This window comes from Streptomyces yangpuensis, from assembly GCF_001005295.1.
Taxonomy (GTDB): Bacteria; Actinomycetota; Actinomycetes; order Streptomycetales; family Streptomycetaceae; genus Streptomyces; species Streptomyces yangpuensis.
The window spans coordinates 1175080-1199311 of sequence record NZ_LBMK01000003.1 but is presented as its reverse complement, the minus strand read 5'-3'; the positions used below and the strand labels follow the sequence as shown (position 1 = coordinate 1199311).

The window sequence follows — 24232 nt, the reverse complement described above, 5'->3', positions numbered from 1 at the left end:
CCTGGCGTGTGGGGAGAGCCTCGACGGAGATCGGGTGGGTCGGGGGTCCGGGGGTGGGGGGTCGGGGCAGGGCTGGGGCGGGGCCGCAGCGGTCGGCCCCGGGAGGGATCAGGACTGCGCGGGTGCCCGGCGGTCGGTGATCAGGTTCATGGTGTGGTGCGCGGCGCGGCCCCGCCCGCCGGGCGCGACCGTCAGGCGGTCGAGCACCGCGGCCTTGCGGGGGCCCGAGATGCCGTAGACGGTCTCGGGGTCGGCCTCCAGCGGGCCACGCACGTCGATCAGCCGGACGACGATATCGTCGCGCTGGAAGATGCTGCTGCTCCGGACGGGGCTCTCGGACCGGCGCGCGGCCGTCTCGTCCTGTCGGGCGAGGAACCTGGCGAGCGCCTGGCCGCAGCCGGGCTTGGCCGGGTAGAAGACCGCGTGCCGCTGCACGTCGGCCGACTCGGGCTCGGGTGCGGCGATGTGGTGGACGGCCGGGACGGCGGCGCGCATGAAGAACATGCGGGCCGATTCCGGGTCGCCGAGGTCCCGGTCCTGTTCGAGGTAGGGGTTGATGGCCTCCTCGACGGCGCGTACCTCGGGCTGTTCCGAGACGTGCCGCAGGGCCGCCATCAGGTCGCCCTGGACCTCGACCGTGCGCACCACCCGGTTGCCGTGCATGAACAGCGAGGTGCGGCACAGGCGGGTGTGGTCGTCGACGCGGGCCGCCGGTGAGGCGTAACTGGAGAGGATGGCCGCGACGTCCTTCTCGCTGCCGGGCTTCACGGTGAAGGTGAGGGCGTGGCGCACGATCCCGGCGCCCAGGCGGGGCGTGGCCTGCAGGCGTGCCGTGGACGGGCGGGACGCCTGGTCGTAGCCCCGGCCGGTCTCGCGCAGGACGGTGAACTTCAGCGGGCGCATGGAGCGCGCGCACGCGCCGAGCGGCCGCACCTGTTCGGCGTGGTGCTCGCTGTTCACCCAGGCGAGGTACTGCGGGGCGCTCTCCCACTCGCTCGTGATCAGCCACTGCGAGGGGTTCTCGAAGGACTGGCACAGCTGGTCGCTGATGTGGCCCGGGACCGACGCGATGTCGTTGCGGAGCTTTTCGTACGCCTCGAAGAACCGCTGCTGGGTCCCCTCGTGGAGATCCATCAGAAGGACGACCCGGAGCATGGAGCCGTCGAAGGCTGACTGCGACACCCGTTCGGACAGGGTGGTTGTCATCTACTCACTCCTTCATGAGGGGGTGGAGATCCATCGCGTACGGACCCCTCGTCCGTCACCGGTGGCGTCCGCCCGGGCCGGCGGCCGCCTCACCGGGGAAGGACAGGCCGGCGCGTCCGGGGGGAGCCGCTGTCGCTCATCGTCATCCGGGTAGGGGCGTACCGCTACATGTCGGGATCAAGCGGGTGACAACCGGCGAATCAACTGGGCCTCATCCCGGATCGGGGGCATAAAGAGTCCACTCCCCCACACAGAAAACAGGAGCCCGCAGCTGATGGAAGACAACGCCGATGTTCGCGTACCGGTTCTCGTCGTGGGCGGCTCCCTCGTGGGCCTGTCCACCTCGCTTTTCCTGAGCCGCCACGGAGTGAGGCACCTGCTGGTCGAGAAGCACTCCGGTACCTCCCCGCACCCGCGCGGCCGTGGCATCAACGCCCGGACGATGGAGCTGTACCGCACGGCAGGGGCGGAACACGCGATCCGCCGGGCGGCGTCCGTACTGGAGGGCATTCAGGGCATCCTGCAGGCGCGGTCGCTGACCGACACCGCCGGTCACAACTGGCTGATCAAGTCGATCGACCCGTCCGGCGCGCTGGCGCGTTTCAGCCCGACGCAGTGGTGCCTGTGCAGCCAGAACAACATCGAGCCGGTGCTGGCCGAACAGAGCCGCGCACAGGGCGCCGACATCCGCTTCGGCAACGAGCTGATGAGCTTCGACCAGGACTCCACCGGGGTGAACGCCGTGGTGAAGGACCGGACGACGGGCGAGCACATCACGGTGCGGGCGGACTTCCTGATCGCGGCGGACGGGCCGCGCAGCCCCGTCCGCGAACAGCTGCGGATCCCCCAGACGGGTAACGGCGAGCTGTTCCACAACGTCAGCGTCACCTTCCGCTCGGAGCGGCTGGTGAAGGTGCTGGGCGACCTGCGCTTCATCGTCTGCTACCTGATGCGGCCGGGCGCCGACGGGGCGCTGCTGCCGGTGGACAACGACACCCAGTGGGTCTTCCACGCCCCCTGGCACCCCGACCAGGGCGAAACCCTGGAGGACTTCACCGACGAGCGGTGCGTGGACCAGATCCGCGAGGCGGTCGGCGTCCCCGACCTGGACGTGGAGATCGGCGGCAAGGCTCCGTGGCACGCGGCCGAACGGGTGGCGGAGCGGTATGCGTCCGGTCGGGTGTTCCTGGCCGGGGACGCCGCCCACGAGATGTCCCCCACCGGGGCCTTCGGCTCCAACACCGGCATCCAGGACGCGCACAACCTGGCGTGGAAGATCGCCGCGGTGCTGGACGGGTCGGCGGGCATCGAGCTGCTCGACACCTACCAGGCCGAGCGGCTCCCGGTGGCCAGGGCCACGAGCGAGCGGGCGTCCGCCCGTTCGGCCGAACACAGCCACCCCGGATACGCGCCTCCGCCCACCATGGGCGGCGGACCGGGCAGCGGTGTCCTCACCACGGCGATGGCCTACTGCTACCCGCAGGGCGCGTTCGTCGGCGGCACCCCGGGGCGGCCGGTCATCCCGGAGACGCTGCAGTCGATGGGGGACACCGGGACCCGGGCCCCGCACATGTGGCTGACCAGGGCCGGTGAGCGGATCTCCACGCTGGATCTGTACGAGCGCTCCTTCGTGCTGCTCAGCGGCGCGGGTACGCCGTGGCGGGCGGCCGCGGAACAGGTGGCCCGGCAGCTGGAGGTACGGCTGGAGGCCTACGCGATCGGCTCCGCGCCGGATGCGGACCTGGTCCCGGCGGGCGGCGCCCCCTGGACCGAGGTCCACCGGATGGCCGCCGACGGCGCCGTGCTCGTACGCCCGGACGGGTTCGTGGCCTGGCGCGCGGAGGGCGCGGTGGCCGATCCCGCGGCGGCGCTGCGCGAGGTCCTCTCGACGGTGCTGCGCCGGGCGTGACCACCCACTCCCTGCGTCCGCCGGCCGTGCGCGCGGCCGGCGGACGGGGTTCAGCGGCAGGTCCAGCACCCTGCCCAGCAGCCGGCGTCGGGCTGGACGGTACGGCGGCGGCCGGAACCGCCGCCGGCCCCCTTCCCGGCGCCGCCCGTCGCGCCGCTGTCACGGTCGCCGTCGAGGGAGGTCCGGTTCGCGTAACACGCGACGACGACCGCGATCGCAGCCAGTTCCTCGGGGGCGGCGACGCCCCTCTCCACACGCAGCAGGCTCGCTATCGGAACATCGTTCGACATCGGCACGGCCTCTCTCACGGGGGCTGCGCGTGCGCCCTGTCGCGTCGCGAGGGCCTGACCGGCTCGGCGTCGACGCGGGCGGCACACGGGTGGCTCGGCGCGCCGACGGGACGTGTTCCGCATGCGCGAACCGGCCTGCGGGGTCCTGGTCCTGGTCCTGTCGGATCCGGGGAACCCCTGTCGCGACCGACGGTACAAGCGCCCGCCGGACGCGGCACGCCGGGGCTTCGGCATCCGGCGGGGTGGCCGTGAACGGCCACCAGCCCCTGCTCTGCCGGGGCTGCGCCGGCCATCTGTACGCCGTCTGCACGACGGACCACACGGGCGGGAACAAGGTCGGCCAGTGGGAGGTCGACCACGAGATGCCCATGTCGTGCCCGCTCGCGGGCCTGCTGCCGCTGACCGGGAGGGGCATCTCCGTCCACGACCTGCCCGGCGCCGAGGAGGTCCTGGGCCCACGGCGCTGAAACAGGGCGCGTTGGGCCGCACGGGTGAGTACCCGTCCGCCGCGGACAGCCCCGCGGCGGACGGAACCCGCCGCCGGCGGGCGGTCAGCGGGCCGTGTCCTCCTCGCACGGGGCGGACGGCGTCACTGCTCCGCCTCGGTCAGCAGGGCCACGGTGGAGCCGGTGGTCGTCTTGCGGACGTGGAGGCGGTGGGTGACGCGCCGTCGCAGTTCCGGGACGTGGCTGATGACTCCGACCGTACGGTCGTGCGCACGCAGGTCGTCGAGGACGTCGAGGACCTTGAGGAGGGTGTCCTCGTCGAGGGTGCCGAACCCTTCGTCGATGAACAGGGTGTCGAGGGCCTGGCCGCCCGATTCGGCGGTGACGACATCGGCCAGGCCGAGGGCGAGGGAGAGCGACGCGAAGAAGGACTCACCGCCGGAGAGGGTGTCGGTGTCACGCTCCTTGCCCGTCCAGGAGTCGGTGATCTTCAGGCCGAGGCCGGAGCGTGCTCCGTGCGAGGCCCGGACGTCGGAGTGGACCAGGGTGTAGCGGTGATCCGACATCCGGGTGAGGCGGGTGTTGGCCGCCGCGACGACCTCTTCGAGGCGGGCGGCCAGGACATAGGCCTCCAGCTGCATGCGCAGCCGGTTCCCCGGCGAGGTCCCGTTGATCAGACCGTGCAGGTGGTCGACCGTACGGTGGGCACGTTCGGCCGGTTCGAGGCTTTCGACCTGGTCCGTGAGCCGGGCCAGCAGGTCCGCGAGGGCGCGGGCACGGGCGGCGGCGTGTGCGGCCCGGGCGGCGGCAGCGGTGTGGCGGGCGGTGGCCGCGTCGAGCCGCCCGGCTGCTTCCTCCGGGTCGGCGGGCGGCAGCCCGGCGGCCGCCGCGATGCCCGGTTCTTCCAGGCGTGCGGTGGCCACGGCGCGCTGTTCGCGCCACTGGTCGATCTCTTCCTGCAGGGTACGGAGCTCGTCGTCGGAGCGCCGGGCCCGTGCGGCGGCCTCCAGGGAGTCGAAGCCGGCCGCGCGGGCGGCCCGATCCGCGGCCCCGGCCGACTCCTCGTGCTCGGCAGCCGTGCGTACGGTGGCCCCGCAGTGTTCGGCCGCGGTGGTGAGACGGTCGGCCGTCCGCGTCAGCCGGGCGATGCGCAGGGTGAGCGTGGGGTCGTCGGCGCGGGCGCCGGTGATCTTCCGGTCGAGTTCCTCCACCTGCTGGGCGAGGGCCTCGTAGGCGGCGTCGGCCGCTGCGAGCCTGGTGGCCGCGGCGGTCCGGGCCTCGTCGGTCTGGGCGTGCCGGCGCTCCAGCGCGACGAGTTCCTCGGTCGCCGGGCCGCTGTCGGCCGCGGCTTCGAGGGCTGCCGCCAGGCGGTCCCGCAGCGCGGCGCGTTCGGCGACGAGATCGGCCAGGGCGGTGTCCCCGCCCGCCTCGCCGCGGGCCGCCGCTGCCTGCTGCTGGAGCTGCTGCAGGTTGTCCTGGAGCTCCCGTTCGGTGTGCTGGGCCTGCGTGTGGCGGGTTTCGGCGTCCTTCTCGTCGGCGGCCGTGGGCTGGTCGGGGTGCGGGGCCGCCGGGTCCGGATGGACGGGTGAACCGCAGACCGCGCAGGGTTCCCCGTCGACGAGACCGAGGGCGAGTTCGGCGGCCATGCCGTCCGTGCGCCTGCGCCGGATGCCGATGTGTTCCCGGGCAGCCTCGCCCGTCGCGCGCTGCGCCTGTGCAAGATCCCGACCGACCTCGCCGATCCGCTCGACGTGCGCGTCACGGCGTTCGGCCGCGTCGGCGCGGGCGTCGAGCAGGTTCAGTGCGGTGGTGTGCCCCCGGCCCGCCTCCTCCGCGGTGCGTGCGGCCTCTATGCGGGCGCGGAGCTCCGTACGCTGCTGAGGTGCTTCGTCCAGCCACGCCTGGGCGTCACTCAGATCCTGTACGAGCTCCTGGCGTTCGTCGTCCAGTTTGCACAGGTCCGTCCGGTGCTGCTGAAGGGCGGCCTCGTCGGGCAGCAGGGCGTGCAGTGCGCCGATGTCGGCGCGCAGCCGCTGTCCTGCGCGGGTGAGTCCGGCGGCGTCGAGGGTCGCGTGCTCGGGGCCCAGGGCGGCACGGGCCCGGTGCTCGGCCTCCTGCGCGTCGGCGTGCCGGCCGGCCGCGGTGGCCGCGGCTTCCAGGAGGGGGGCGACCTTCTGCCCCTGCAACGCCTCCTGCCGCTGCCGGGCGAGGTCGGCCTGCCGGTCCGCCTGCTCGTCCAGGGCCTTGAGCCGGTCGCCCGCCAGGCGGTGGGCCTCCTGCCGGGCGGCGAGTTCGCGTACGGCGTGTTCGCCGTCCCGGAAGACGGTCAGCTCCTCCTGCGCCAGCCCGGCGGCGGTGGCCGCGTCGCACTCGTGGGTGACGGCCTTGGCATGCAGGGCGGTGGCCCAGGCGAGAGCGGGTCCGGTCAGGCCGGCGGGGTCGGCGGCGGACGGAGCGCCCTGGTGCGGTTCGAGCTCCTCCCCGGCCTCCTGCTGGATGCGCTCGGTCAGGTGCACGACGGACGTACGGGCCTCGTCGCGCTGTGCGGCGAGGGCGTTCTTGCGTGCGGCGAGCCAGTTCTCGACGGATCCGAACCGGTGGGTGTGGAAGAGCTTGCCGAGGAGGTCCTTGCGGTCGGAGGCGCCGGCTCGCAGGAACCTCGTGAACTCGTTCTGCGGCAGCAGGACGACCTGGCAGAACTGCTGCCGGCTCATGCCCAGCAGGGCCTTGATCTCGTCCGCGGCCTCCCGGTGGGACCTGCTCAGCGGTTCCCACTCGCCCTGTCCTGTGGGGCCCGGGGACCACTGGCTGAGGTGGGTCTCGGCCGACTGCTGGGTGGTTCCCTCCCTGCGGACCTTCGGCTTCTGCTGGGCGGGAACGCGCCGGATCCGCAGGCGCTTTCCGGCGAGGGTGACGTCGAGCGTCACCTCGGTGAGCAGGCCGGGGGGCGCGTGGTCGCTGCGCAGCTGGAGCTTGCGGTCGGTGGGCGGCTCTCCGTAGAGGGCGACGCAGATGGCCGCGAAGAGAGTGCTCTTGCCGGCTCCGGTGTCACCGTGGAGGAGGAACAACCCGTCGCGGGTCAGGGTGTCGAAGTCGACGGTGTGGGTGCCGGCGAAGGGTCCGAACGCCTGCAGGTGCAGGCTGTGCAGGCGCATGTCAGACCGTCTCCTTCACCTGGGCGCCGATGCGGGAGTCGTCGATCGCTTCCTGGAGGAGCGCGCTCTCCTCGTCGGTGGGTCCGGTGCCGCGCACGGTGGTGACGAAGTCGTGGGTGATGTCGAGGTCGCCCCGGCCCCGCAGTCGCTCGCCGTAGGAGCCGGTGGCCTGGGCGGGGACGACCGCGGGGGTGTGCTCGATGTGCAGGGTGTGGGGGAAGCGCTGCTTGAGGCGGGCCATCGGCTCGTAGGGGCGGGCGGTGTCCGTGAGGGTGACGTGCAGCCAGGACTCGACCAGGGTCTCCTGGGCCGGGTCGGTCAGCAGGTCCTCCAGGTGGCCCGTCACGCGGGCCAGTGGGAGCCGCAGGTCCGGAGGTAAGGGCTTGCGGGTGACGGTGGGCACGGCGTTGGGCTCGGCATCACCCGGCAGGTCTACGAGCGTCAGTGACTTGTCGTGTCCGGTTTCCGAGAAGGAGTAGGCGAGCGGCGAACCGCTGTAGTGGACCCGGTCGGTGACCCGCTGGGCACGGTGCAGGTGCCCGAGGGCGGTGTAGCCGATGCCGTCGAACACGGCGGCATCGGCGTCGGCGACGCCGCCGACACTGATGTTGCGTTCGCTGCCGGTTTCGCCGGCCGGGGTGCCGCCCGCGGTGATGAAGGCGTGGGCGAGGACGACGGAGCGGGTGCCTTCGGGGCGGGCGGCGAGGTCGGCGCGGATCCGGTCCAGGGCGGAGGTGAGCACGGCCTGGTGGGAGGCGGTCTCGGCGCCGAGCCGGGTGTGTACGAGGGTGGGCTCGAGGTAGGGCACGGCGTAGACGGCGACGGGGCCCTGGCAGTCCTCGAGCAGGACCGGGGTGGCGACGTCGGCCGGGTCGGTCCGCAGGTGCACCCGGGCCCGGGCCAGCAGGCGGGCCCCGACGCCCAGCCGGTGCGCGGAGTCGTGGTTCCCGCTGATCATGACGGTGGGTATCTCGAGATCCGCCAGCTGGTGCAGGGCGTCACTGAACAGGCGCACGGCGTCGATGCCGGGGATGGCCCGGTCGTAGATGTCACCCGCGACGAGCAGGGCGTCCACCCGCTCGGCCCGGACGGTTTCGCAGATGTGGTCGAGGACTTGGCGCTGGGCGTCGATCAGGTCTTCTCCGTGGAACCGGCGGCCCAGATGCCAGTCCGAAGTGTGCAGGAACCTCATGGGCACAGACCGTAACCGCACGGATGCGCTTCACGGACGGTTTTGCCGATAGGCGGAACCGCGCACACCGGTCCGGCGGCGGCTGCAGGAAGGTTTCCCCTCTTGGCCGGCGGGCAAGGAGAACCCTGAAAGCCCGAGACCCGTGACCGGACAAGGACCCACCACCACCGACCTGAGCGGCAGTTCAGAGCTGGAGCGCTTCGAGACCAGGAGCCTGCCGCTCATGCCGGGCCAACGGGTCCGGGCTTCCGAGCGGATCCGCCCGGAGAACGGCGGCGAGCGACTCCGGGCGCTCCACGTCGGAAGGAGATGACGGCCGCCTCCCGGCCGTCCTTTCCTTCCCGGGCTGCCGCTGGTCAGCTCGCCCGGCGGGCGGCGGCCTCTGCGGTCCGTGTCCTCCAGTGGTCCGCCGTCATGCGCCAGATGACGTCGGTCCCCGACTCGCCCGGGGTGAGCGGGCCTTCAGGTGCCGGTACGCGCTCCACCTCGGTGAATCCCAGGCGCCGCGCCACGGCCCCGCTGGCGTGGTTGGCGACGTCGTGGTGGATCTCGACGCGGTCGGTGCAGGCCAGCCGGAAGCCCTGGCCGACGAGGCCCGCGACGGCCGCGGTGACCAGGCCCCGTCCGGTCCGGGCGGAGTGGATCCAGTAGCCGATCTCAAGGGCGCCCGGCCCGATGCGGCGCATGAGGCTGCAGCCGCCGATCACTTCGGCGTCCAGGGTGATGGCGTAGGCGTAGGTCCGCCCGGTCTCCCACTCCTCGTCGACCCGGGTGAGGAACGCGGCGGTCTGCCGCCTGCCGGGATCGGCGGCCCAGGGCATCCACGGCACGAGATGGTCCAGTGACTCGTGGATCGCCCGTTCCAGGGCGTCGAGGTCGCTCATGCGCCACCGGCGCAGGTCGACCAGCTCCGAACGGAAACTCTCGGCGGGCTCTTCCATGCACCGGATGCTCCCTCAGCCCGGCTGCCGGTGACAACGTATTAAGGGCTGCCCACCGCAGGGTGACAGAGCGCGTACGCACGGGCGGTGTCGACCGGCTCGTCCCCTGACAGCCGGAGGAAGTACTCGACCTGCCAGGCCTGCGTAGCTGCGGCCTGACGGCTGGTCGTGGTCACCCACGGCGGATAGACACGGAACGCACGTTTGCCGCCCGAGCCGTTCGTCGACACGATGTTCCGCTCGCGCAGCACCTCCCGCGGGAAGACGAACTGCCCGAACCGATCGCCCTCGCGGGTGCTGATGACGAACAGGTCGACGGGATCCGCGGCGTCGAAGGGCTGGATCGGCCCGCCCGCGGACCTCTTCCACACCGTGACGAACTGACCGGCCTTCGTCGGGGTCGTCCGGGCCACCCGGAACCTGACCGCGAGGCCGTCCAGGGTGAATCCGCACGCCCCGTAGTCGGCACTCTCCGCCTCGGGCTCCGGCCGCGAGCACGTGAACCCACCCGGGTCGTACACGAGCGCCCTGGCCCGCAGCAGGTCGTCCGGGATCCGTGAAGGGGCCTCACCCGCTCCGCCCACGTCGCCCCATTCACCCGCTTCGTGAACTTCGCGTTCCGTCACCATGCCCCCATCCTGCCAGATCTCGAACAGTTGAACGAATCGATTGGGCGTCCACAGCAGGGGAACTTCTGCGCGACGGATGATCACCGCGCCCGCCCCGGCTCCTCCAACCTCAACCGGACGAGCGGGCGGACCGTCGCCAAGCTGGTCACGGTGCCGGTCGGCGCCGACGGCAAGGTGGAGATCGCCAACCTCGGCTGGGGCTCCGCCCACGTCGTCGTCGACCTCTTCGGCCACCTCGACTGACCGGCCGCTCTCCCGAATCCCCGTTGCACCGTCTCCCCGCCGAGTCGCACCCGGCGGGGAGACGCCTGTTGCGGCTCTTGACGGCCGCGGGGGCGCAGAGCACAGTGGCCACCGTTCTGAGAGCGCTCTCAGAATGGTGGACCCGGCTCTACGTCCCCCCGCACCCGCGCCGCACCGCGCGCTTCAGAGAGGGCACCCATGCACGACACATCCGGCAGGAAACGAGCGACCTTACGACGGGCCGTCCTGGCCGCCGTCGGTACGACGGCCCTGGTGGCGGCCGCCGCCACGGGCGTCGTGCTGCCCGCGAGCGCCGCCGCTCCCCCCACCCCCGCAGGCTGGTCCCAGGTGTTCCTGGACGAGTTCGACGGGCCCGCCGGCTCCGGTGTGGACACCGCCGACTGGCAGTACACCACCGGCACCAGCTACCCCGGCGGCCCCGCCAACTTCGGTACCGGCGAGATCGAGACGATGACCGCCGACCCCGCCAACGTCTCCCTCGACGGCGCCGGCCATCTCCGCATCACCCCCCGGCGGGACTCCGCCGGCCGGTGGACGTCCGGCCGCGTCGAGACCCGGCGCGGCGACTTCCAGCCCCCCGCCGGCGGCACCCTGCGCACCGAGGCCCGCATCCAGATGCCGAACGTCACCGGCCCCGCGGCCAAGGGCTACTGGCCCGCCTTCTGGATGCTCGGCACCCCGTACCGCGGGAACTGGTGGAACTGGCCGGGCATCGGCGAGATAGACATCATGGAGAACGTCCAGGGCCTCAACACCGTCTGGGCCACCGTGCACTGCGGCACGAGCCCCGGCGGCCCCTGCAACGAGACATCCGGCATCGGCGGTCAGCGCGTCTGCCCCGGGGCCACCTGCCAGGCCGGCTTCCACACCTACGCGGTCGAGTGGGACCGCTCGACCGCCGTCGAGCAGATGCGCTTCTACGTCGACGGGCTCAACTTCCACACGGTGCGCGCCGATCAGGTGGACGCGACGACCTGGGCCGACGCCACGGACCACGGCTACTTCATCATCCTGAACGTCGCGATGGGCGGCGGCTTCCCCGATGCCTTCGGGGGCGGGCCGGACGCCGGCACCGAGCCGGGCCACGCCATGGTCGTCGACTACGTGTCGGTCCTGCGGTCGACGGGCGGCACGACCCCGCCCACCACTCCCCCGACCACGCCGCCCACGACCCCGCCGGCCGGCAACCGTGACGCGTACGCCGCGATCCAGGCCGAGTCGTACGACGGCCAGTCGGGCACGGCGACCGAGCCATCCACGGACACGGGCGGCGGCCGGAACCTCGCGGCCCTCGGCAACGGCGACTGGGCCCTCTTCCGCGGGGTGAACTTCGGCTCCGCCCCGGCGACGCAGTTCCGCGGCCGGGTCGCGAGCGGCGCCGCCGGCGGAGTGAGCGGGCTCGTCGAGGTACGGCTCGACAGCAGGACCTCGCCTCCGGTCGGCAGCTTCTCCGTCGCGAACACCGGCGGTTGGCAGAGCTGGCGCACGGTACCGGCGAACATCACCGCGGTCACGGGCACGCACGACGTCTACCTGACCTTCACCAGCGGCCAGCCGGCCGACTTCGTGAACGTCAACTGGTTCGACTTCGGTCACTGAGCACTGCCCCGCCCCGGCCTGGCCCGCCCTGGCCGAGCTGCGCGCGCGGCCGTCGGCGCCGGCGCCGGCGCGGGCGCGGGCGCGCACCACCGTGCGCGCCCGCGTCAGGCGGCCTTCCTGTCCAGGAAGCGGCGCAGTCGTGTCAGCGGCCAGGCGTTGATGACGTCGTCCACCGTCAGCCAGCCGCGCTGCGCCGTTCCCACCCCGTAGCGCATGTAGGGCAGATGGGTGGTGGCGTGGGCGTCGGAGTTCACCGCGAACTTCACGCCGTACCGCTTCGCCCGCAGGATGTCCTCGTCGCACAGGTCGAGCCGCTCGGGGTGGGCGTTGATCTCCAGGGCGGTGCCGGTCCGCGCGCAGGCCTCGAAGACCGCGTCGAAGTCGGCGTCGATGCCCGGGCGTTTGCCGATGCGGCGGGTGGTCGGATGGCCGATCACGGCGACGTGCGGGTTCTCGCAGGCGCGGATGAGACGGTGGGTCAGGTCCTGCCTGCTCTGGTTGAAGTGCGAGTGCACCGAGGCCACGCAGAGGTCGAAGTCCGCGAGGAACTCGTCGGGCCAGTCCAGGGAGCCGTCCGGGCCGATGTTGAGTTCCGTGCCGTGCAACAGCCGCATCCTGCGGTGCCTGCCGTCCAGTTCGCGCACCCGCTCGCGCTGGGCGAGCATCTTCTCGCCGGTCATGCGCTGCATGGAGAGGTCCGGGGCGTGGTCGGTGACCGCGTAGTAGGCGTACCCGCGGGCGGCCGCCGCCGCGATCATGTCCTCCAGCGGGGCGAGTCCGTCCGTGAGGTCGGTGTGGGTGTGCAGGTCGCCGCGGATGTCCTTGTCCTGGATGAGGGCCGGCAGTTCGCCGCGCAGCCCGGCCGCGATCTCGCCGCGGTCCTCGCGCAGCGTCGGCGGTATCCAGGGCAGGCCGAGCCGTTCGTAGACGGACTCCTCGGTCTCCGAGGTGATGCTCTCGCCGCTCTCGGCGTCGAAGAGCCCGTACTCGGAGAGCTTCAGGCCCTGCCGCACGGCGAGTTCACGGGTGCGGATGTTGTGCGCCCTCGATCCGGTGAAGTACTGCAGTCCGGCGCCCCAGGAGGCGGGCGGGAGCACGCGCAGGTCGACCTGGAGGCCCGTGGCGGTCCGTACGGAGGTCTTCTTCTCGCCGCGCGCGATGACCTCGGCGACGTACGGGAGGGAGGTGAGGGCTTCCATGAACGGCGCCGACCTGCGGGCCGCCACCAGGATGTCGATGTCGCCGATCGTCTCCCGCATGCGGCGCAGGGAGCCCGCGTAGGTGCACCGGACACAGCCGCGGACGGCGGACAGTTCGGCGACGAGCTGTTCGGCGGCGTCCATGGCGGCGCCGAGGAGGATCCGGCCCTCGCCGGCCTTCTGCAGCAGTGCGATGCCGTGCAGGATGTTGTCCTCGGTGCGTTCGCCGAAGCCCTTGAGGTCGCGCAGGCGTTCCTGGTGGACGGCTTCGAGGAGCTGGTCGACGGAGGTGATGCCCAGCTCCTCGTACAGCATCATGGCCTTGCGCGGTCCGAGTCCGGGGATCGCGATCAGCTCGCGCACTCCGGCCGGTACGGAGGCCCTGGCCTCGTCGACGACGGTCATGCGGCCGGTCCGCAGGTATTCGAGGATCTTGCCGGCGACCGACCGGCCGACGCCGGGGATCTCGCGCAGACCTTCGGCATCGAGGGTGGCCACGTCCTGGGGGTGGCCGCCGACGGCCCGGGCGGCCTTTTCGTAGGCGCGGGCCTTGAACGCTTCTCCGCCCCGGATCGCGATGAGGTCCGCGTACTCCTGGAGCATCGCCTCGACCTGGTCGTTGGCTCGTGCCATGCCTCCAGGGTGCCCCGCGGGTGCGGGGCGGGCACCCGGACGGACGTGCGGCGCGGGGGCGGGCGGGGCATAGCCTGGAGGGGTGGACGGTGCGTTCGTGACGCTGTTCCTCGCCGGTGATGTGATGCTCGGCCGCGGCGTCGACCAGATCCTCCCGCACCCCGGTGACCCCGCGCTGCCGGAGGCGTACGTCCGTGATGCCCGCACCTACGTCGAGCTGGCGGAGGCGGCGAACGGCGCCGTCCCGCGCCGGGTTCCGTACACCTGGCCCTGGGGCGAGGCCCTGCCGGTCCTGGAGGCGGCCGCGCCGGATGCCCGTATCGTCAATCTGGAAACCTCCGTCACCGTGAGCGACGACCTCGCGCCCGGGAAGGCGGTCCACTACCGGATGCACCCGGCCAACCTTCCCGCGCTGGCCGTCGCCCGTCCGGATGTCTGCGTCCTCGCCAACAACCACGTCATGGACTACGGGCGGCGCGGTCTGGCCGAGACCCTCGACGCGCTCGCCGCCGCCGGGCTGCGGACGGCGGGTGCGGGCGGCGACCTGGACGCGGCGCGGCGGCCCGCGGTGGTCCCCCTGCCCGGGGGCCGGCGCGTGCTGGTCTTCGCCCTCGGGTCGGCATCGAGCGGGATCCCCCACGGCTGGGCGGCCGGGGCCGGCCGGAGCGGGGTCGACCTCGTCGACGAGTCCTCGGAGGGGGACGCGGCCGAGGTGACGGGCCGTATCCGGCGGGCGAAGCGGTCCGGCGACCTCGCGGTCGTCTCCGTGCACTGGGGTTCCAACTGGGGTTACGCCGTCCCCCGCGAGCAGGTCCGCTTCGCGCACGCCCTCGTCGACGGCGGCGCGGACGTCGTCCACGGGCACTCCTCGCACCATCCGCGCCCGATCGAGGTGTACCGGGGGCATCCGGTCCTCTACGGCTGCGGGGATCTGATCGACGACTACGAGGGGATCGGCGGCCACGAGCAGTACCGGGACGACCTCCGGCTGCTGTACCTCCTGCGCCTGGAGCCGGACACCGGACTCCTCGACGACGCGAGCCTGGTCCCCCTGCAGGCCCACCGGATGCGGCTGCGCCGCGCCTCGCGCGCGGACGCCGACGGGCTCGGCGAGGCGCTCACCCGCGCCGGCCGTACGTTCGGCACCGCGGTGTCCCGTACCCCGCAGGACACGCTGTCCGTCCATACGGCCCGGTGAGCGACCGAGCAGGATACGTCCGGGTTTGGCCCACCGCAGTGCGGGCAGCCGCGTGACACACAGGCAAAGGCACCGGAATGGAGTGCGGACATGTCCACCACCACACTCGTACTGCTGATCGTCATCGCGGCGGTCGTGGTACTCGCGATCATCGCGACGCTGTGGCTGTCGGCGCGCCGACGGCACCTGCGCGACCGGTTCGGCCCCGAGTACGAGCGCACCGTGCAGGAGGAGGGCGGCGCGAGGGCTGCCGAGCGCGACCTGCGCGCCCGTGAACAGCGGCACGAACAGCTCGACATCAAGGAACTCCCCGCCGGGCGGCGGCGCGAGTACGCCGACGCCTGGAGCGACGTCCAGGAACACTTCGTGGACCGCCCGGAGAGCTCCGTGGCGGAGGCGGACGACCTGGTCGCCAGGCTGATGGACGAGCGCGGCTACCCCACCACCGGGTACGAGGGCCGGCTGCGCGACCTGTCCGTCGAACACGGGCGCACCCTCGACCACTACCGGGCCGCGCACGACGTCAAGGTGCGCAGCGGCGACGGCGGGGCGACCACGGAGGAACTGCGCGGGGCGATGGTGCACTACCGCGCCCTGTTCCAAGAACTTCTGACGGATCAGAGGAGTCGTTGACATGCGGATACGTGGAGACCAGGAGGCCCGGGCCGGCGAATCCGGTCCGACCACGGAAGACATCATGAACTCGGGTGCGCGCGATACGAATTCGGGTGCGCGCGACGAGGGGCAGGCGCCCCTCTACCCCGGGGAGGCCACCTCCGAGCGGCCGGGCGGCGCACGGGACGAGGAGCCGGCCGGGACCGACGGAGCCGGCACCGCCGAGTCGGCCGGCCGGGCCGACACCGGCGAACACGTGGCCGCCGACACCGAGGAACCGCTCCTCGGCACGGCGGACACCGAGGAGTACCGCAGGAAGTGGAGTGAGATCCAGGGCCGCTTCGTCGACGATCCGCAGGACGCCGTGCGGTCGGCGGACACCCTGGTGGCGGAGGTCATGCAGGACCTGGCAAGCAGCTTCTCCACGCGCAAGCAGGGCCTGGAGGGCCAGTGGGGACGCGGTGAGCAGGTGGCGACGGAGGATCTGCGGGTGGCGCTGCAGCACTACCGCTCGTTCTTCAACCGTCTCCTCAAGACCTGAACCGGGCGGTTCAGGACCTGAACCGCCCGGTCCGCCCGGACGTCCGCCGGCCCCGGGTGCCCCATGTGCCGGACAAGGTCACGCCTCGTCCGGCACATGGATGTCCAGGACGCAGATGTCGTCCCGGTTGGCCAGGCGCCGCCCCGCAAGTGTGTGGGCGAGTTGCTCGTCGAGGCCGTCCCGCAGGAGGCGTACGGTGTCCTGCGCGAGCCGTTCCAGTCCGAGACCGATGTCCTCGCCCGGCTCCTCCACGAGCCCGTCGGTGTAGACCAGCAGGCGGTCGCCCGGCAGGAGGTCGATGACGGCCTGTCGGTAGACGGAGTCGCGGGCGGCGCCCAGGAGACAGCCGTCGGGCTGCGGGAGGAAACTCCCCCGGCCGTCGCGGATCAGCAGGGGTGGCAGGTGCCCGGCCCTCGCCCAGGTGAGACGCCGTTCCTCCGGCTGGTAGCGGCCGATGAACATGGTCGCGGTGGCGGACGGCTCCGAATCCGGGTGGAGCAGGAGGTTGTTGAGCCGGCGCAGGACGTCGATGAGGGCCGATCCGGTGATGGTCATGCCCTTGGCGGTGAACCGCAGCTGGGCCATGGTGCCGACGGCCGCGAGGCCGTGGCCGGCCACGTCGCCGACGACGAAGAGCGCGCTCCTGTCGGGCAGTTCGATGGCGCTGTACCAGTCGCCGCCGACGTTGACCCCGCTGTCGGCGGGTATGCAGGCCACGCCGACGCACAGGCCGGCGAGTTCCAGGGACTGTTCGGGCAGCGGCAGCAGGGTCGCCTGGAGCCGCGCGGCGAGGGCGCGTTCGGCCTGGAGCATGCCGCGCTGGAGGAGGACGGCCCGCTCGCTCTCGCGCAGCGCGAGTTCGGCGTCGCGCTGGGCGGTGACGTCCTGGAAGAACCCGTGCACCTCGACCGGGGTGCCGTTGGCGTCGGTCTGCGCCTCCGCGACGATGCGCAGGTGCCGTACGCCGTCCGCGGTGGTGATCCGGAAGGGCTGGTCCACGGGGTGTCCGAGCCTCAGCAGCCGTCGGACGGCGGCGGCGAGCCTCGCCTGGTCCTCCGGCAGCACGTGGCGGGGCAGTTCCTCCAGGCCGATGGGCCCCAGGGCGGCCTCGCGGTCGAAGATGGCGTAGACCTGGTCGGACCAGGCGACCCGGTCCGTCGTCAGCTGCCATCCCGCCCAGCCGAGGTTGCCCAGCCGCTGCATGTCGGCCAGCCTGCGCAGTTCCCGTTCGCTGGTGTCGTGCCGGATCCAGGAGACGATCAGGCGTCCTCCGAGGCGTGTGGCCCGGACGGAGTACACGGATTCCTGGGGGAAGCCGGCGCCCACCTCCTGGTAGCGGAAGGGCTCGCCTTCGTACACCGCGCCGGTGGCGAGCGTGTCCCGGTAGCCCTCCCACAGCGCGGTCCCCGCCACGGTGGGGTAGGTCTCCAGGACCTTCCGCCCGATGAGCTCCTTGCCCCGGCGGCCGGCCACGTCGACGGAGTCCGGCGCGGCGGCGTCGATCCGGTAGTCCTCGATCTCCCCCGCCGGGGAACGCAGCGGGGTGAGCAGCACGGCGGGCCCGGACAGCACGTCGAGGATCCGCTGGGCCTGTTCCACGACGTCGGGGGCGATCGCCGCCCCGTCCTCGGCGCCCGCGGTCGTGCCGAAGGCGCGCAGCAGCGCGCCGCACAGCCGTACGGCCTGGCGCAGCAGCGTCCGCGTGGCGGGGTCGAAGGCGCCGGGCCGGGTGCGCAGGAACCCCACGGCGGCCCTGGCGAGTCCGTCGGACGGCACGGGGATCCAGGCCCGCGAGGGCCACCGCTCGGGCGGGTTGCCGATCAGCAGGTAGCGGTGTGCGTCCGCCACCGGGTCCTCCAGCCAGACCGGGTGCCGCGCCTCGATCGCCTCGAAGGCGGCGACGCCGCCGAGCGGCGGCACGTGGCTCCACTGATCGGCCAGCTCCTCGTCGATGCCGGCGTGTCCGGTCAGTTCCAGGCTGCCCGCGGCCGTGACGGTGTAGATCATGACGGCGTCCACTCCGACCGGCTCGGCCAGCACGGCCCGCAGCAGCTCCGCGATGTCCGCCTCGTCGCCCGCCTCGGCCAGGCACTCCGCGATCCGGGCCAGGAGCGGGCGCAGCCCGTCCTCGTCGGGCGGACCGTCGCACGGGACCGCGGAGCCGGCGTCCGGCTGCCGCCGGGTCCGGTCCTGGGCCGTGGCGGGCGGCGGGGACGGGCCGGTCAGGGGTGCGGGGGGCCGGTCGGAGCGGATCCGGCCCAGCGCGAGCCAGCACTCCTCCATCAGGGTCCGGTGCCGCCGGGCGGCGCGTTCGAGCAGCTCCTCGTAGGCCGCGTCGGCGGAGATTCCCGTCTGGGCCATCAGGACGCCCTTGGCGCGCTCCAGCACGGCTGTGGCCGCGGCGATGCCCTCCAGGTCCGCGATCTCCGACCGCAGCCTGGCCACCACCTTGGCCAACGCCAGCACCTCGGGCGAGGCACCTTCGTCGGGAGGCACGACGTGGTGCGTCATACCTTGAGGATGGCACGGCGGTTCCCGGGTGCGCGCCCGGCTGCGGGCCCGGGGCGCCGTGCGCCCCGCGGGAAGGGGGCGGCCCGCGGAGTTACCCTCGGAGCAAGCCGTGAAAGGGATGGTGCGCATGTGTCGGTGGCTCGCCTACTCGGGTACGCCCGTGCTGCTCGACACCGTGCTCTACCGCCCCGAGCACTCGCTGATCAACCAGAGCCTGCGGTCCCGGATGGGTGTGGAGTCGACCAACGGCGACGGCTTCGGGCTCGGCTGGTACAGCGCGGACGGCAACGGGACGCCCGCGGTCTTCCGTGACATCGGCCCGGCCTGGAACAACCGCAACCTCCAGGAGCTCGCGGCGCACGTCCGCTCCCCGCTGTTCTTCGCGCACGTCAGGGCCTCGACCGGCTCGGCGATCCAGCAGACGAACTGCCACCCGTTCCGGCACGGCCGCTGGCTGTGGATGCACAACGGGGCGATCGGGGACTTCAACCGGCTCCAGCGCGATCTGTGCATGGCCGTCGACCCGGCCCTGTTCCCGTGCATCGAGGGGTCCACGGACTCCGAGGTGATGTTCTACCTGGCGGTCACCTACGGGCTCGACCAGGACGTTCCGGGCGCCGTGGCCAGGATGGCGGGGCTGGTGGAGCGACTGGGCAAGGAGCACGGCGTGGCCGAGCCGCTCCAGATGACGGTGGCGGTCAGCGACGGCGAGCGCGTGTGGGCGTTCCGGTACTCCAGCCAGGGCAGGTCCCGCTCGCTCTACTACAGCAGCAGGGCCGACACGGTCCGCCACCTCTACCCGGAGATCGACTATCTGAGGGAGGTCTCCGACGAGACCCGGATCGTGGTCTCAGAGCCGCTGGGCGACCTGCCGGGCGTGTGGAACGAACTCCCCGAGAGCAGCTACGCAGTCATCCCGTCCGGCCCGGACGTGGACTATCTCCCCTTCATTCCGGAGTTCTGACCCACGGCCGTGCCCTTGAGTGAAGGACGGTACGGCGGGTAGGTGAAGCTCTGGGGAGGGCCTGGAAGGACGGCACCACCGCCTCGGTCCAGCCGGTGTCCACCGGTTGCCGACGGCGCCCACCCCCACCCGGAAGGACCCCCGATGTCACTGGCCGTGTCCACGTCGGCGCCCCACCGCGGCAGCCGGACCCTCGCGCCCCTCCGACCGGGAAGCGGCGGCTCCGCCGCGGCCACCGTGCCGACCATGGGCGTGGAGGAGGAGTTCCTGCTCGTCGACCGCCGCACCCGGGCCCCGGTGGGCCGGGCGGCCCGGGTCATCGAGGCGGCCGCGGGCAGACTCGGACCGCTGGTCCAGCCGGAGTTCTTCACCGCGCAGGTCGAGTCGTGCACGAGCCCCACGTCGAGCACGGCCGTGCTGCGGGCCGAGCTCGCGTGGCTGCGGGCCGAGCTGGTCCGTGCGGCCGACGCGGCGGACTGCCTGCTCGTCGGGACCGGAACTCCGGTGATCCCGCCGGAGGCTCCGCTGGCCATCACGACGGACGAGCGGTACCAACGGATGGAGGTCCGTTTCGCCTCCGCAGTGGGGGGCTACGACCAGCCCGTGTGCGGCTGCCATGTCCACATCGGTGTGTCCTCCCGGGCGCAGGCCCTGGACCTGGCCAACCGCATCCGGCCCTGGCTGCCCACATTGCAGGCCCTCAGTGCCAATTCCCCCTTCGACCGGGGCCGGGACACCGGGCATGCCAGCTGGCGGGCGGTCGAACACGCCCGCTGGCCCACCGTGGGGCCCGCGCCCTTCCTCGACGAGGCCTCCTACGAGCGCATCGCGCATGATCTGGTGCAGTGCGGTGCCCTGCTCGACCGGCGGATGATCTACTGGTACGCCCGTCCGTCCGAACACGTCCCGACGCTGGAGATCCGCGTCGCCGACGTGAACGCGCGCCTCGACACCGTCGTGCTGCTCGCGGCGCTCGTCCGCGGGCTCGCGGGGGTGCTGCTGCCGGAGCGCGAGGAAGGCCGGCCGCCGCCGTTCCTGGAGTGCGGGCGGCTGCGGGAGGCCCACCGGCTCGCGGCCCTGCACGGGCTGTGCGGCGGTGAGGGCCTCGATCCGGTCAGCGGAGCTCACATACCCATGTGGGACATGCTGGACCGGCTGCGCGAGCGGGCCGCTCCCGGGCTCGCCGCGGCCGGCGACCTGCACCTGGTGGACACCGTGCTCGACCGGCTGCGCGCGGAGGGCGGCGGGGCCGCCCGTCAGCGTGCCGACCATGTCCGGCGCGGGAGGCTGACCGACGTGGTCGACGGCCTGGCGAGGGCGACGGCGTCCGCGTGAGCAGCGGGCCGGGACCGGCCCCTCGTACGAGGTCTCCCAGGTTTCCGGTCACCCCGGCCGGGCACGCGCCGGGGAAGGGGAGGCTCCGGGGTCCCGAGTGGACCGCGGGAAGAGGTGAGAGGACCCGGGGGCACGAAAGGAGCTGTCATGGACGACCAGGGCGGCGCAGGAGGAGTCCCGCTGCACCACGACGACGAAGGCCGGCACCGGGCTCCGCACGCCGGGCAACGGGCCGGGAAGCCGAAGCGGGACGACGGGACCACGCGGGCCGCGGACACCGACGAGGCCAGCCGGCTGGACCGGCCGGTGGAGTCCGGCGGGCCGGGCCGGGGCACGCGGTGGACGGGTCCGGACGAGGAACGGCCCGCCGACCCTCGCCGGTCGCACTGAGGAGGCCCGCGTGAACCGGAACCGGAGTCACCGGCCGCCCATGGGCCGCGCCCCCAGCTTCCTGGCCATCTACCTCAACGACCACCTGACCGGTGCGAACGGTGGCGTCGAGATGCTCCGCCGGGCCGCCGACGCCCGCCGGGGCGGGGTCCTCGGCACCTCCCTGGAGTCGCTCGCCGAGCAGGTGGCGCAGGACCGGCTGAGCCTGCGCACCCTGATGGCCGATCTCGACGTTCCCGTGATGCGGACCAGGGCCGCTCTGGGCCGGCTCGCCGAGAAGGTGGGGAGGCTCAAGCTCAACGGACGCATCCTGTCCCGCTCTCCGCTCAGCGACGTCCTGGAGCTCGAAGCGATGCGCGTGGGGGTGGAGGGCAAGGCGGCCTGCTGGCGTTCGCTGCGGAGCCTGGCCCGCACCGACCCCCGTATCGACACCGCCCTGATCGAGGAGCTCCTCCAGCGGGCAGAGCGGCAGATCCGTGCCCTGGAGGCGATGCGCAGCGCCTGCGCGTCGCAGCTCTTCGCCCGGGAGGCCCGCGGCCGGGCCGCGACACCCCATGCGGCGGAGGCCGTGTGGCGCCGCGGCCTGCGCGGTCTGCCCAGGCCGGGCCCGACCTGACCGGCCCGGGCCCAGGCACCGGCACCGGCACCGGCACCGGCACCCGTACACGTACACGTACCGCCACGTACCGCCACGAGAGAGGCGAGAGCCGTGACCGAGAAGGACATCTGGGGATACCACGAGGGTTCCGGCCACCACAGCGGCATCGATCTCGTCGGCTACAAGGTCGAGGCGACCGACGGCCCCATCGGGAAGGTGGACAAGCACTCGGCGGACTTCCAGGCCTCCCACATCGTCGTCGACACGGGCGTCTGGATCTTCGGCAAGCACGTCCTGCTCCCGGCGGGCACCGTCGAACGCATCGACGCGGCCGAGGAGAAGGTCTACCTCAACCTGACCAAGGAGCAGATCAAGAACGCACCCGACTACGACGAGGCCAAGTACGCCGGCGAACCGAACTTCATGGACCGCTTCGGCCACTACTACGGCCAGTCCCACATGTGAGGGGCGCCCATGAGGTACGTGAGTCCCGGCCGGGAGTACACGCGCGACAGCCGGTACCTCACCACGCGGATCACGGCCGACGGGCGTGATGGGTTCCGGGTGGAGGCCGGCCGCTACCGGCTGGTGGTGGCCCGGGCCTGCCCGTGGGCGAGCCGGGCCGTCATCGTACGGCGGCTCCTCGGGCTGGAGGAGGCCCTGCCCATGGCCGTGGCGGGCCCCACCCAGGACGACCGCAGCTGGACCTTCGGCATGGACCCGGGCGGCCGCGATCCCGTGCTCGGCATCGAGCGGCTCCAGGAGGCCTACCTGGCCCGCGACCCGGTTTACGACCGGGGTGTCACGGTGCCCGCGATCGTCGACGTGCCGACCGGCCGGGTGGTCACCAACGACTTCGCGCGGATCACGCTCGACATGTCGACGGAGTGGACGGCGTACCACTGTGCGGGAGCCCCCGACCTGTATCCGCGGGCGCTGCGACCGGAGATCGACGCGGTGAACGAGGTGGTCTACGAGGAGGTGAACAACGGCGTCTACCGCGCCGGGTTCGCCGGGTCGCAGGAGGCCTACGCGGCGGCGTACGAGCGGCTGTTCGCCCGTCTGGACCTGCTCGGCGAGCGGCTCGCGGCGTCCCGCTACCTGGTGGGTGACACCATCACCGAGGCGGACGTGCGGCTGTTCACCACCCTCGTGCGCTTCGACGCCGTCTACCACGGCCACTTCAAGTGCAACCGGCGCAAGCTGTCCGAGTCACCGGTGCTGTGGGCCTACGCGCGGGACCTGTTCCAGACCCCCGGGTTCGGCGACACCGTGGACTTTGATCACATCAAGCGGCACTACTTCCTGGTCCACGACGACATCAACCCGACCGGGATCGTGCCCGCCGGGCCGGACCTGACCGACTGGCTCGTACCGCACCGCCGGGAGACGCTCGGCGGCCGTCCGTTCGGCGACGGCACACCGCCCGCGCCGGTCCGCCCGCAGGAGGCCGTACCACCGGAGCACACCCCGCTCGCCTCCCGACCTCACACCCTGCGTTGATCACCCGTTACCCTTCTGTTCGGCGAGGCCACCGCCTGTTGATCATGGAGGAAATCACGTGCCCGAACCGCGTTCCGGCAGCCGCCCCACCCTGGAGGCCGTCGCGGCGCTCGCGGGCGTTTCGAGGGCCACGGTCTCCCGCGTGGTCAACGGCGGCGACGGCGTCCGCCCGCATCTGGCGGACCGGGTGCAGACGGCGATCCAGGAACTGGGATACATCCCGAACCACGCGGCGCGGACGCTGGTCACCCGGCGCACCGGCGCCGTCGCGGTGATCATCCCCGAGCCCGAGGCCCGGATCTTCTCGGACCCCTTCTTCTCCCGTCAGATACGCGGCATCAGCAAGGAGCTGACGGCGCACGACACCCAGCTGGTGCTGCTGCTGGTGGAGGACCGCTGCGACTACGACCGCATCGAGCGGTACCTGGCCGGCGGCCATGTCGACGGGGCGCTCGCCTTCTCCCTGCACACGGACGATCCGCTGCCCGCCATCGCCGCCCGCATGGGCATGCCCATGGTCTACGGCGGCCGTCCCGGCTGGACCCCCGGGCCCGGCGAGGACGACCGGGTGACGTACGTCGACGCGGACAACCGCGGGGGCGCCCGGGACGCCGTACGGCATCTGCTGGCGCAGGGCCGACGGCGGATCGCGCACATCTGCGGCCCGCTCGACCAGACGTCGGCGGCCGACCGGCTGAGCGGCTACCACGACGTGCTCCCGGCCGCCGGGCGCGAGCTGGTCGCAGTGGGGGACTTCACCGCGGCGGGAGGGGTCCGCGCGATGGCCGAACTGCTCGACCGGGACCCCTCGATCGACGCCGTCTTCGCCGGCAACGACCTGATGGCGACGGGTGCGCTGCGCGTACTGCGGGAGCGTGGCCGGTCGGTTCCCGGGGAGGTGGCGGTGGTGGGCTTCGACGATGCCGAACCGCTGGCGGAGAGCGCCGACCCGCCGCTCACGACGGTGCGTCAGGACATCGAGGGCATGGGGAGGATGATGGCGCGGCTGCTGATGGAGCGGCTGGCCGACGGTCGTGAGGGCCGGACCGTCCCGGGCCCGGTGATCACCGAGACGGCTCTGGTGCAGCGCGCGTCGGGCTGACGCGGGACACGG

General features: G+C 72.6%; 22 protein-coding genes. 14 read left to right on the top strand and 8 right to left on the bottom strand.

The features are described 5' to 3' along the window. Nucleotides 1-108 precede the first annotated feature (108 nt). Nucleotides 109-1206: a SchA/CurD-like domain-containing protein gene (locus tag AAT21_RS20650; RefSeq protein ID WP_046778251.1), complete on the bottom strand. Its 1098-nt coding sequence runs from the start codon at nucleotides 1204-1206 to the stop codon at nucleotides 109-111. A gap of 274 nt (nucleotides 1207-1480) precedes the next feature. Here AAT21_RS20650 and AAT21_RS20645 point away from each other — a divergent pair, with 274 nt between their 5' ends. Further along, entirely contained in the window at nucleotides 1481-3115 is a 1635-nt protein-coding gene (locus tag AAT21_RS20645) for an FAD-dependent oxidoreductase (RefSeq protein WP_046778250.1), read from the top strand. A gap of 50 nt (nucleotides 3116-3165) precedes the next feature. On the opposite strand, the gene AAT21_RS20640 is transcribed toward AAT21_RS20645, so the two are convergent. Next, complete coding sequence (locus tag AAT21_RS20640) at nucleotides 3166-3405, bottom strand: acyl-CoA carboxylase epsilon subunit (protein ID WP_157879751.1); 240 nt, start codon at nucleotides 3403-3405, stop codon at nucleotides 3166-3168. A gap of 248 nt (nucleotides 3406-3653) precedes the next feature. On the opposite strand from AAT21_RS20640, the gene AAT21_RS20635 reads away from it, so the two are divergent. Then, nucleotides 3654-3872 (top strand): hypothetical protein, encoded by a 219-nt coding sequence (locus tag AAT21_RS20635; protein ID WP_157879750.1) that lies wholly within the window; start codon nucleotides 3654-3656, stop codon nucleotides 3870-3872. Between the two features lie 122 nt (nucleotides 3873-3994). On the opposite strand, the gene AAT21_RS20630 is transcribed toward AAT21_RS20635, so the two are convergent. From AAT21_RS20630 to AAT21_RS20615, 4 genes are all read right to left on the bottom strand, one after another. After that, a complete protein-coding gene (locus AAT21_RS20630; protein ID WP_046778247.1) occupies nucleotides 3995-7006 on the bottom strand; it encodes an AAA family ATPase in 3012 nt (1003 codons plus the stop codon). Between the two features lies 1 nt (nucleotide 7007). After that, nucleotides 7008-8198: an exonuclease SbcCD subunit D gene (locus AAT21_RS20625; protein WP_046778246.1), complete on the bottom strand. Its 1191-nt coding sequence runs from the start codon at nucleotides 8196-8198 to the stop codon at nucleotides 7008-7010. A 356-nt stretch (nucleotides 8199-8554) separates the two neighbouring features. After that, a complete protein-coding gene (locus AAT21_RS20620; protein ID WP_046778245.1) occupies nucleotides 8555-9139 on the bottom strand; it encodes a GNAT family N-acetyltransferase in 585 nt (194 codons plus the stop codon). A gap of 41 nt (nucleotides 9140-9180) precedes the next feature. Further along, nucleotides 9181-9768 carry a MepB family protein gene (locus AAT21_RS20615; protein ID WP_079025829.1) on the bottom strand — a complete coding sequence of 196 codons (588 nt, stop codon included), beginning with the start codon at nucleotides 9766-9768 and terminating at the stop codon, nucleotides 9181-9183. A gap of 27 nt (nucleotides 9769-9795) precedes the next feature. Between AAT21_RS20615 and AAT21_RS20610 the strand changes: the two genes are divergently transcribed. Continuing rightward, complete coding sequence (locus AAT21_RS20610; protein WP_046778244.1) at nucleotides 9796-10011, top strand: hypothetical protein; 216 nt, start codon at nucleotides 9796-9798, stop codon at nucleotides 10009-10011. A gap of 198 nt (nucleotides 10012-10209) precedes the next feature. Next, on the top strand, nucleotides 10210-11631 hold the full coding sequence (locus AAT21_RS20605; RefSeq protein ID WP_046778243.1) for a glycoside hydrolase family 16 protein: 1422 nt from the start codon (nucleotides 10210-10212) through the stop codon (nucleotides 11629-11631). 104 nt (nucleotides 11632-11735) lie between these two features. Here AAT21_RS20605 and polX read toward each other — a convergent pair whose 3' ends face one another. Beyond that, the gene (gene polX, locus AAT21_RS20600) at nucleotides 11736-13463 is read right to left on the bottom strand and encodes a DNA polymerase/3'-5' exonuclease PolX (RefSeq protein ID WP_046778242.1); all 1728 of its coding nucleotides are present in this window, start codon (nucleotides 13461-13463) and stop codon (nucleotides 11736-11738) included. 82 nt (nucleotides 13464-13545) lie between these two features. Between polX and AAT21_RS20595 the strand changes: the two genes are divergently transcribed. From AAT21_RS20595 to AAT21_RS34985, 3 genes are all read left to right on the top strand, one after another. Then, nucleotides 13546-14661, top strand: coding sequence for a CapA family protein (locus AAT21_RS20595; RefSeq protein WP_046778241.1), 1116 nt, complete (start codon nucleotides 13546-13548; stop codon nucleotides 14659-14661). A gap of 90 nt (nucleotides 14662-14751) precedes the next feature. After that, nucleotides 14752-15294 (top strand): hypothetical protein, encoded by a 543-nt coding sequence (locus tag AAT21_RS20590; protein WP_046778240.1) that lies wholly within the window; start codon nucleotides 14752-14754, stop codon nucleotides 15292-15294. Between the two features lies 1 nt (nucleotide 15295). Beyond that, nucleotides 15296-15817: a hypothetical protein gene (locus AAT21_RS34985; RefSeq protein ID WP_046778239.1), complete on the top strand. Its 522-nt coding sequence runs from the start codon at nucleotides 15296-15298 to the stop codon at nucleotides 15815-15817. Nucleotides 15818-15895: 78 nt separating this feature from the next. Here the strand turns inward: AAT21_RS34985 and AAT21_RS20580 are convergent, their stop codons facing one another. Then, the gene (locus AAT21_RS20580) at nucleotides 15896-18328 is read right to left on the bottom strand and encodes a SpoIIE family protein phosphatase (protein ID WP_046778238.1); all 2433 of its coding nucleotides are present in this window, start codon (nucleotides 18326-18328) and stop codon (nucleotides 15896-15898) included. 127 nt (nucleotides 18329-18455) lie between these two features. Between AAT21_RS20580 and AAT21_RS20575 the strand changes: the two genes are divergently transcribed. The 7 genes from AAT21_RS20575 (at nucleotide 18456) to AAT21_RS20545 (ending at nucleotide 24220) form a co-directional block, all read left to right on the top strand. Then, nucleotides 18456-19292: a class II glutamine amidotransferase gene (locus tag AAT21_RS20575; protein ID WP_046778554.1), complete on the top strand. Its 837-nt coding sequence runs from the start codon at nucleotides 18456-18458 to the stop codon at nucleotides 19290-19292. A 144-nt stretch (nucleotides 19293-19436) separates the two neighbouring features. Continuing rightward, nucleotides 19437-20627, top strand: coding sequence for a carboxylate-amine ligase (locus AAT21_RS20570; protein WP_079025828.1), 1191 nt, complete (start codon nucleotides 19437-19439; stop codon nucleotides 20625-20627). Nucleotides 20628-20774: 147 nt separating this feature from the next. After that, nucleotides 20775-21017 carry a hypothetical protein gene (locus tag AAT21_RS20565; protein WP_046778237.1) on the top strand — a complete coding sequence of 81 codons (243 nt, stop codon included), beginning with the start codon at nucleotides 20775-20777 and terminating at the stop codon, nucleotides 21015-21017. Between the two features lie 10 nt (nucleotides 21018-21027). After that, nucleotides 21028-21633, top strand: a complete 606-nt coding sequence (locus tag AAT21_RS20560; RefSeq protein ID WP_157879749.1) for a hypothetical protein — start codon at nucleotides 21028-21030, stop codon at nucleotides 21631-21633. Nucleotides 21634-21726: 93 nt separating this feature from the next. After that, nucleotides 21727-22080, top strand: a complete 354-nt coding sequence (locus tag AAT21_RS20555) for a PRC-barrel domain-containing protein (protein ID WP_046778235.1) — start codon at nucleotides 21727-21729, stop codon at nucleotides 22078-22080. A gap of 9 nt (nucleotides 22081-22089) precedes the next feature. Beyond that, complete coding sequence (locus AAT21_RS20550) at nucleotides 22090-23118, top strand: glutathione S-transferase family protein (protein ID WP_046778234.1); 1029 nt, start codon at nucleotides 22090-22092, stop codon at nucleotides 23116-23118. 58 nt (nucleotides 23119-23176) lie between these two features. Further along, a complete protein-coding gene (locus tag AAT21_RS20545) occupies nucleotides 23177-24220 on the top strand; it encodes a LacI family DNA-binding transcriptional regulator (protein ID WP_046778233.1) in 1044 nt (347 codons plus the stop codon). Nucleotides 24221-24232: the final 12 nt, after the last annotated feature.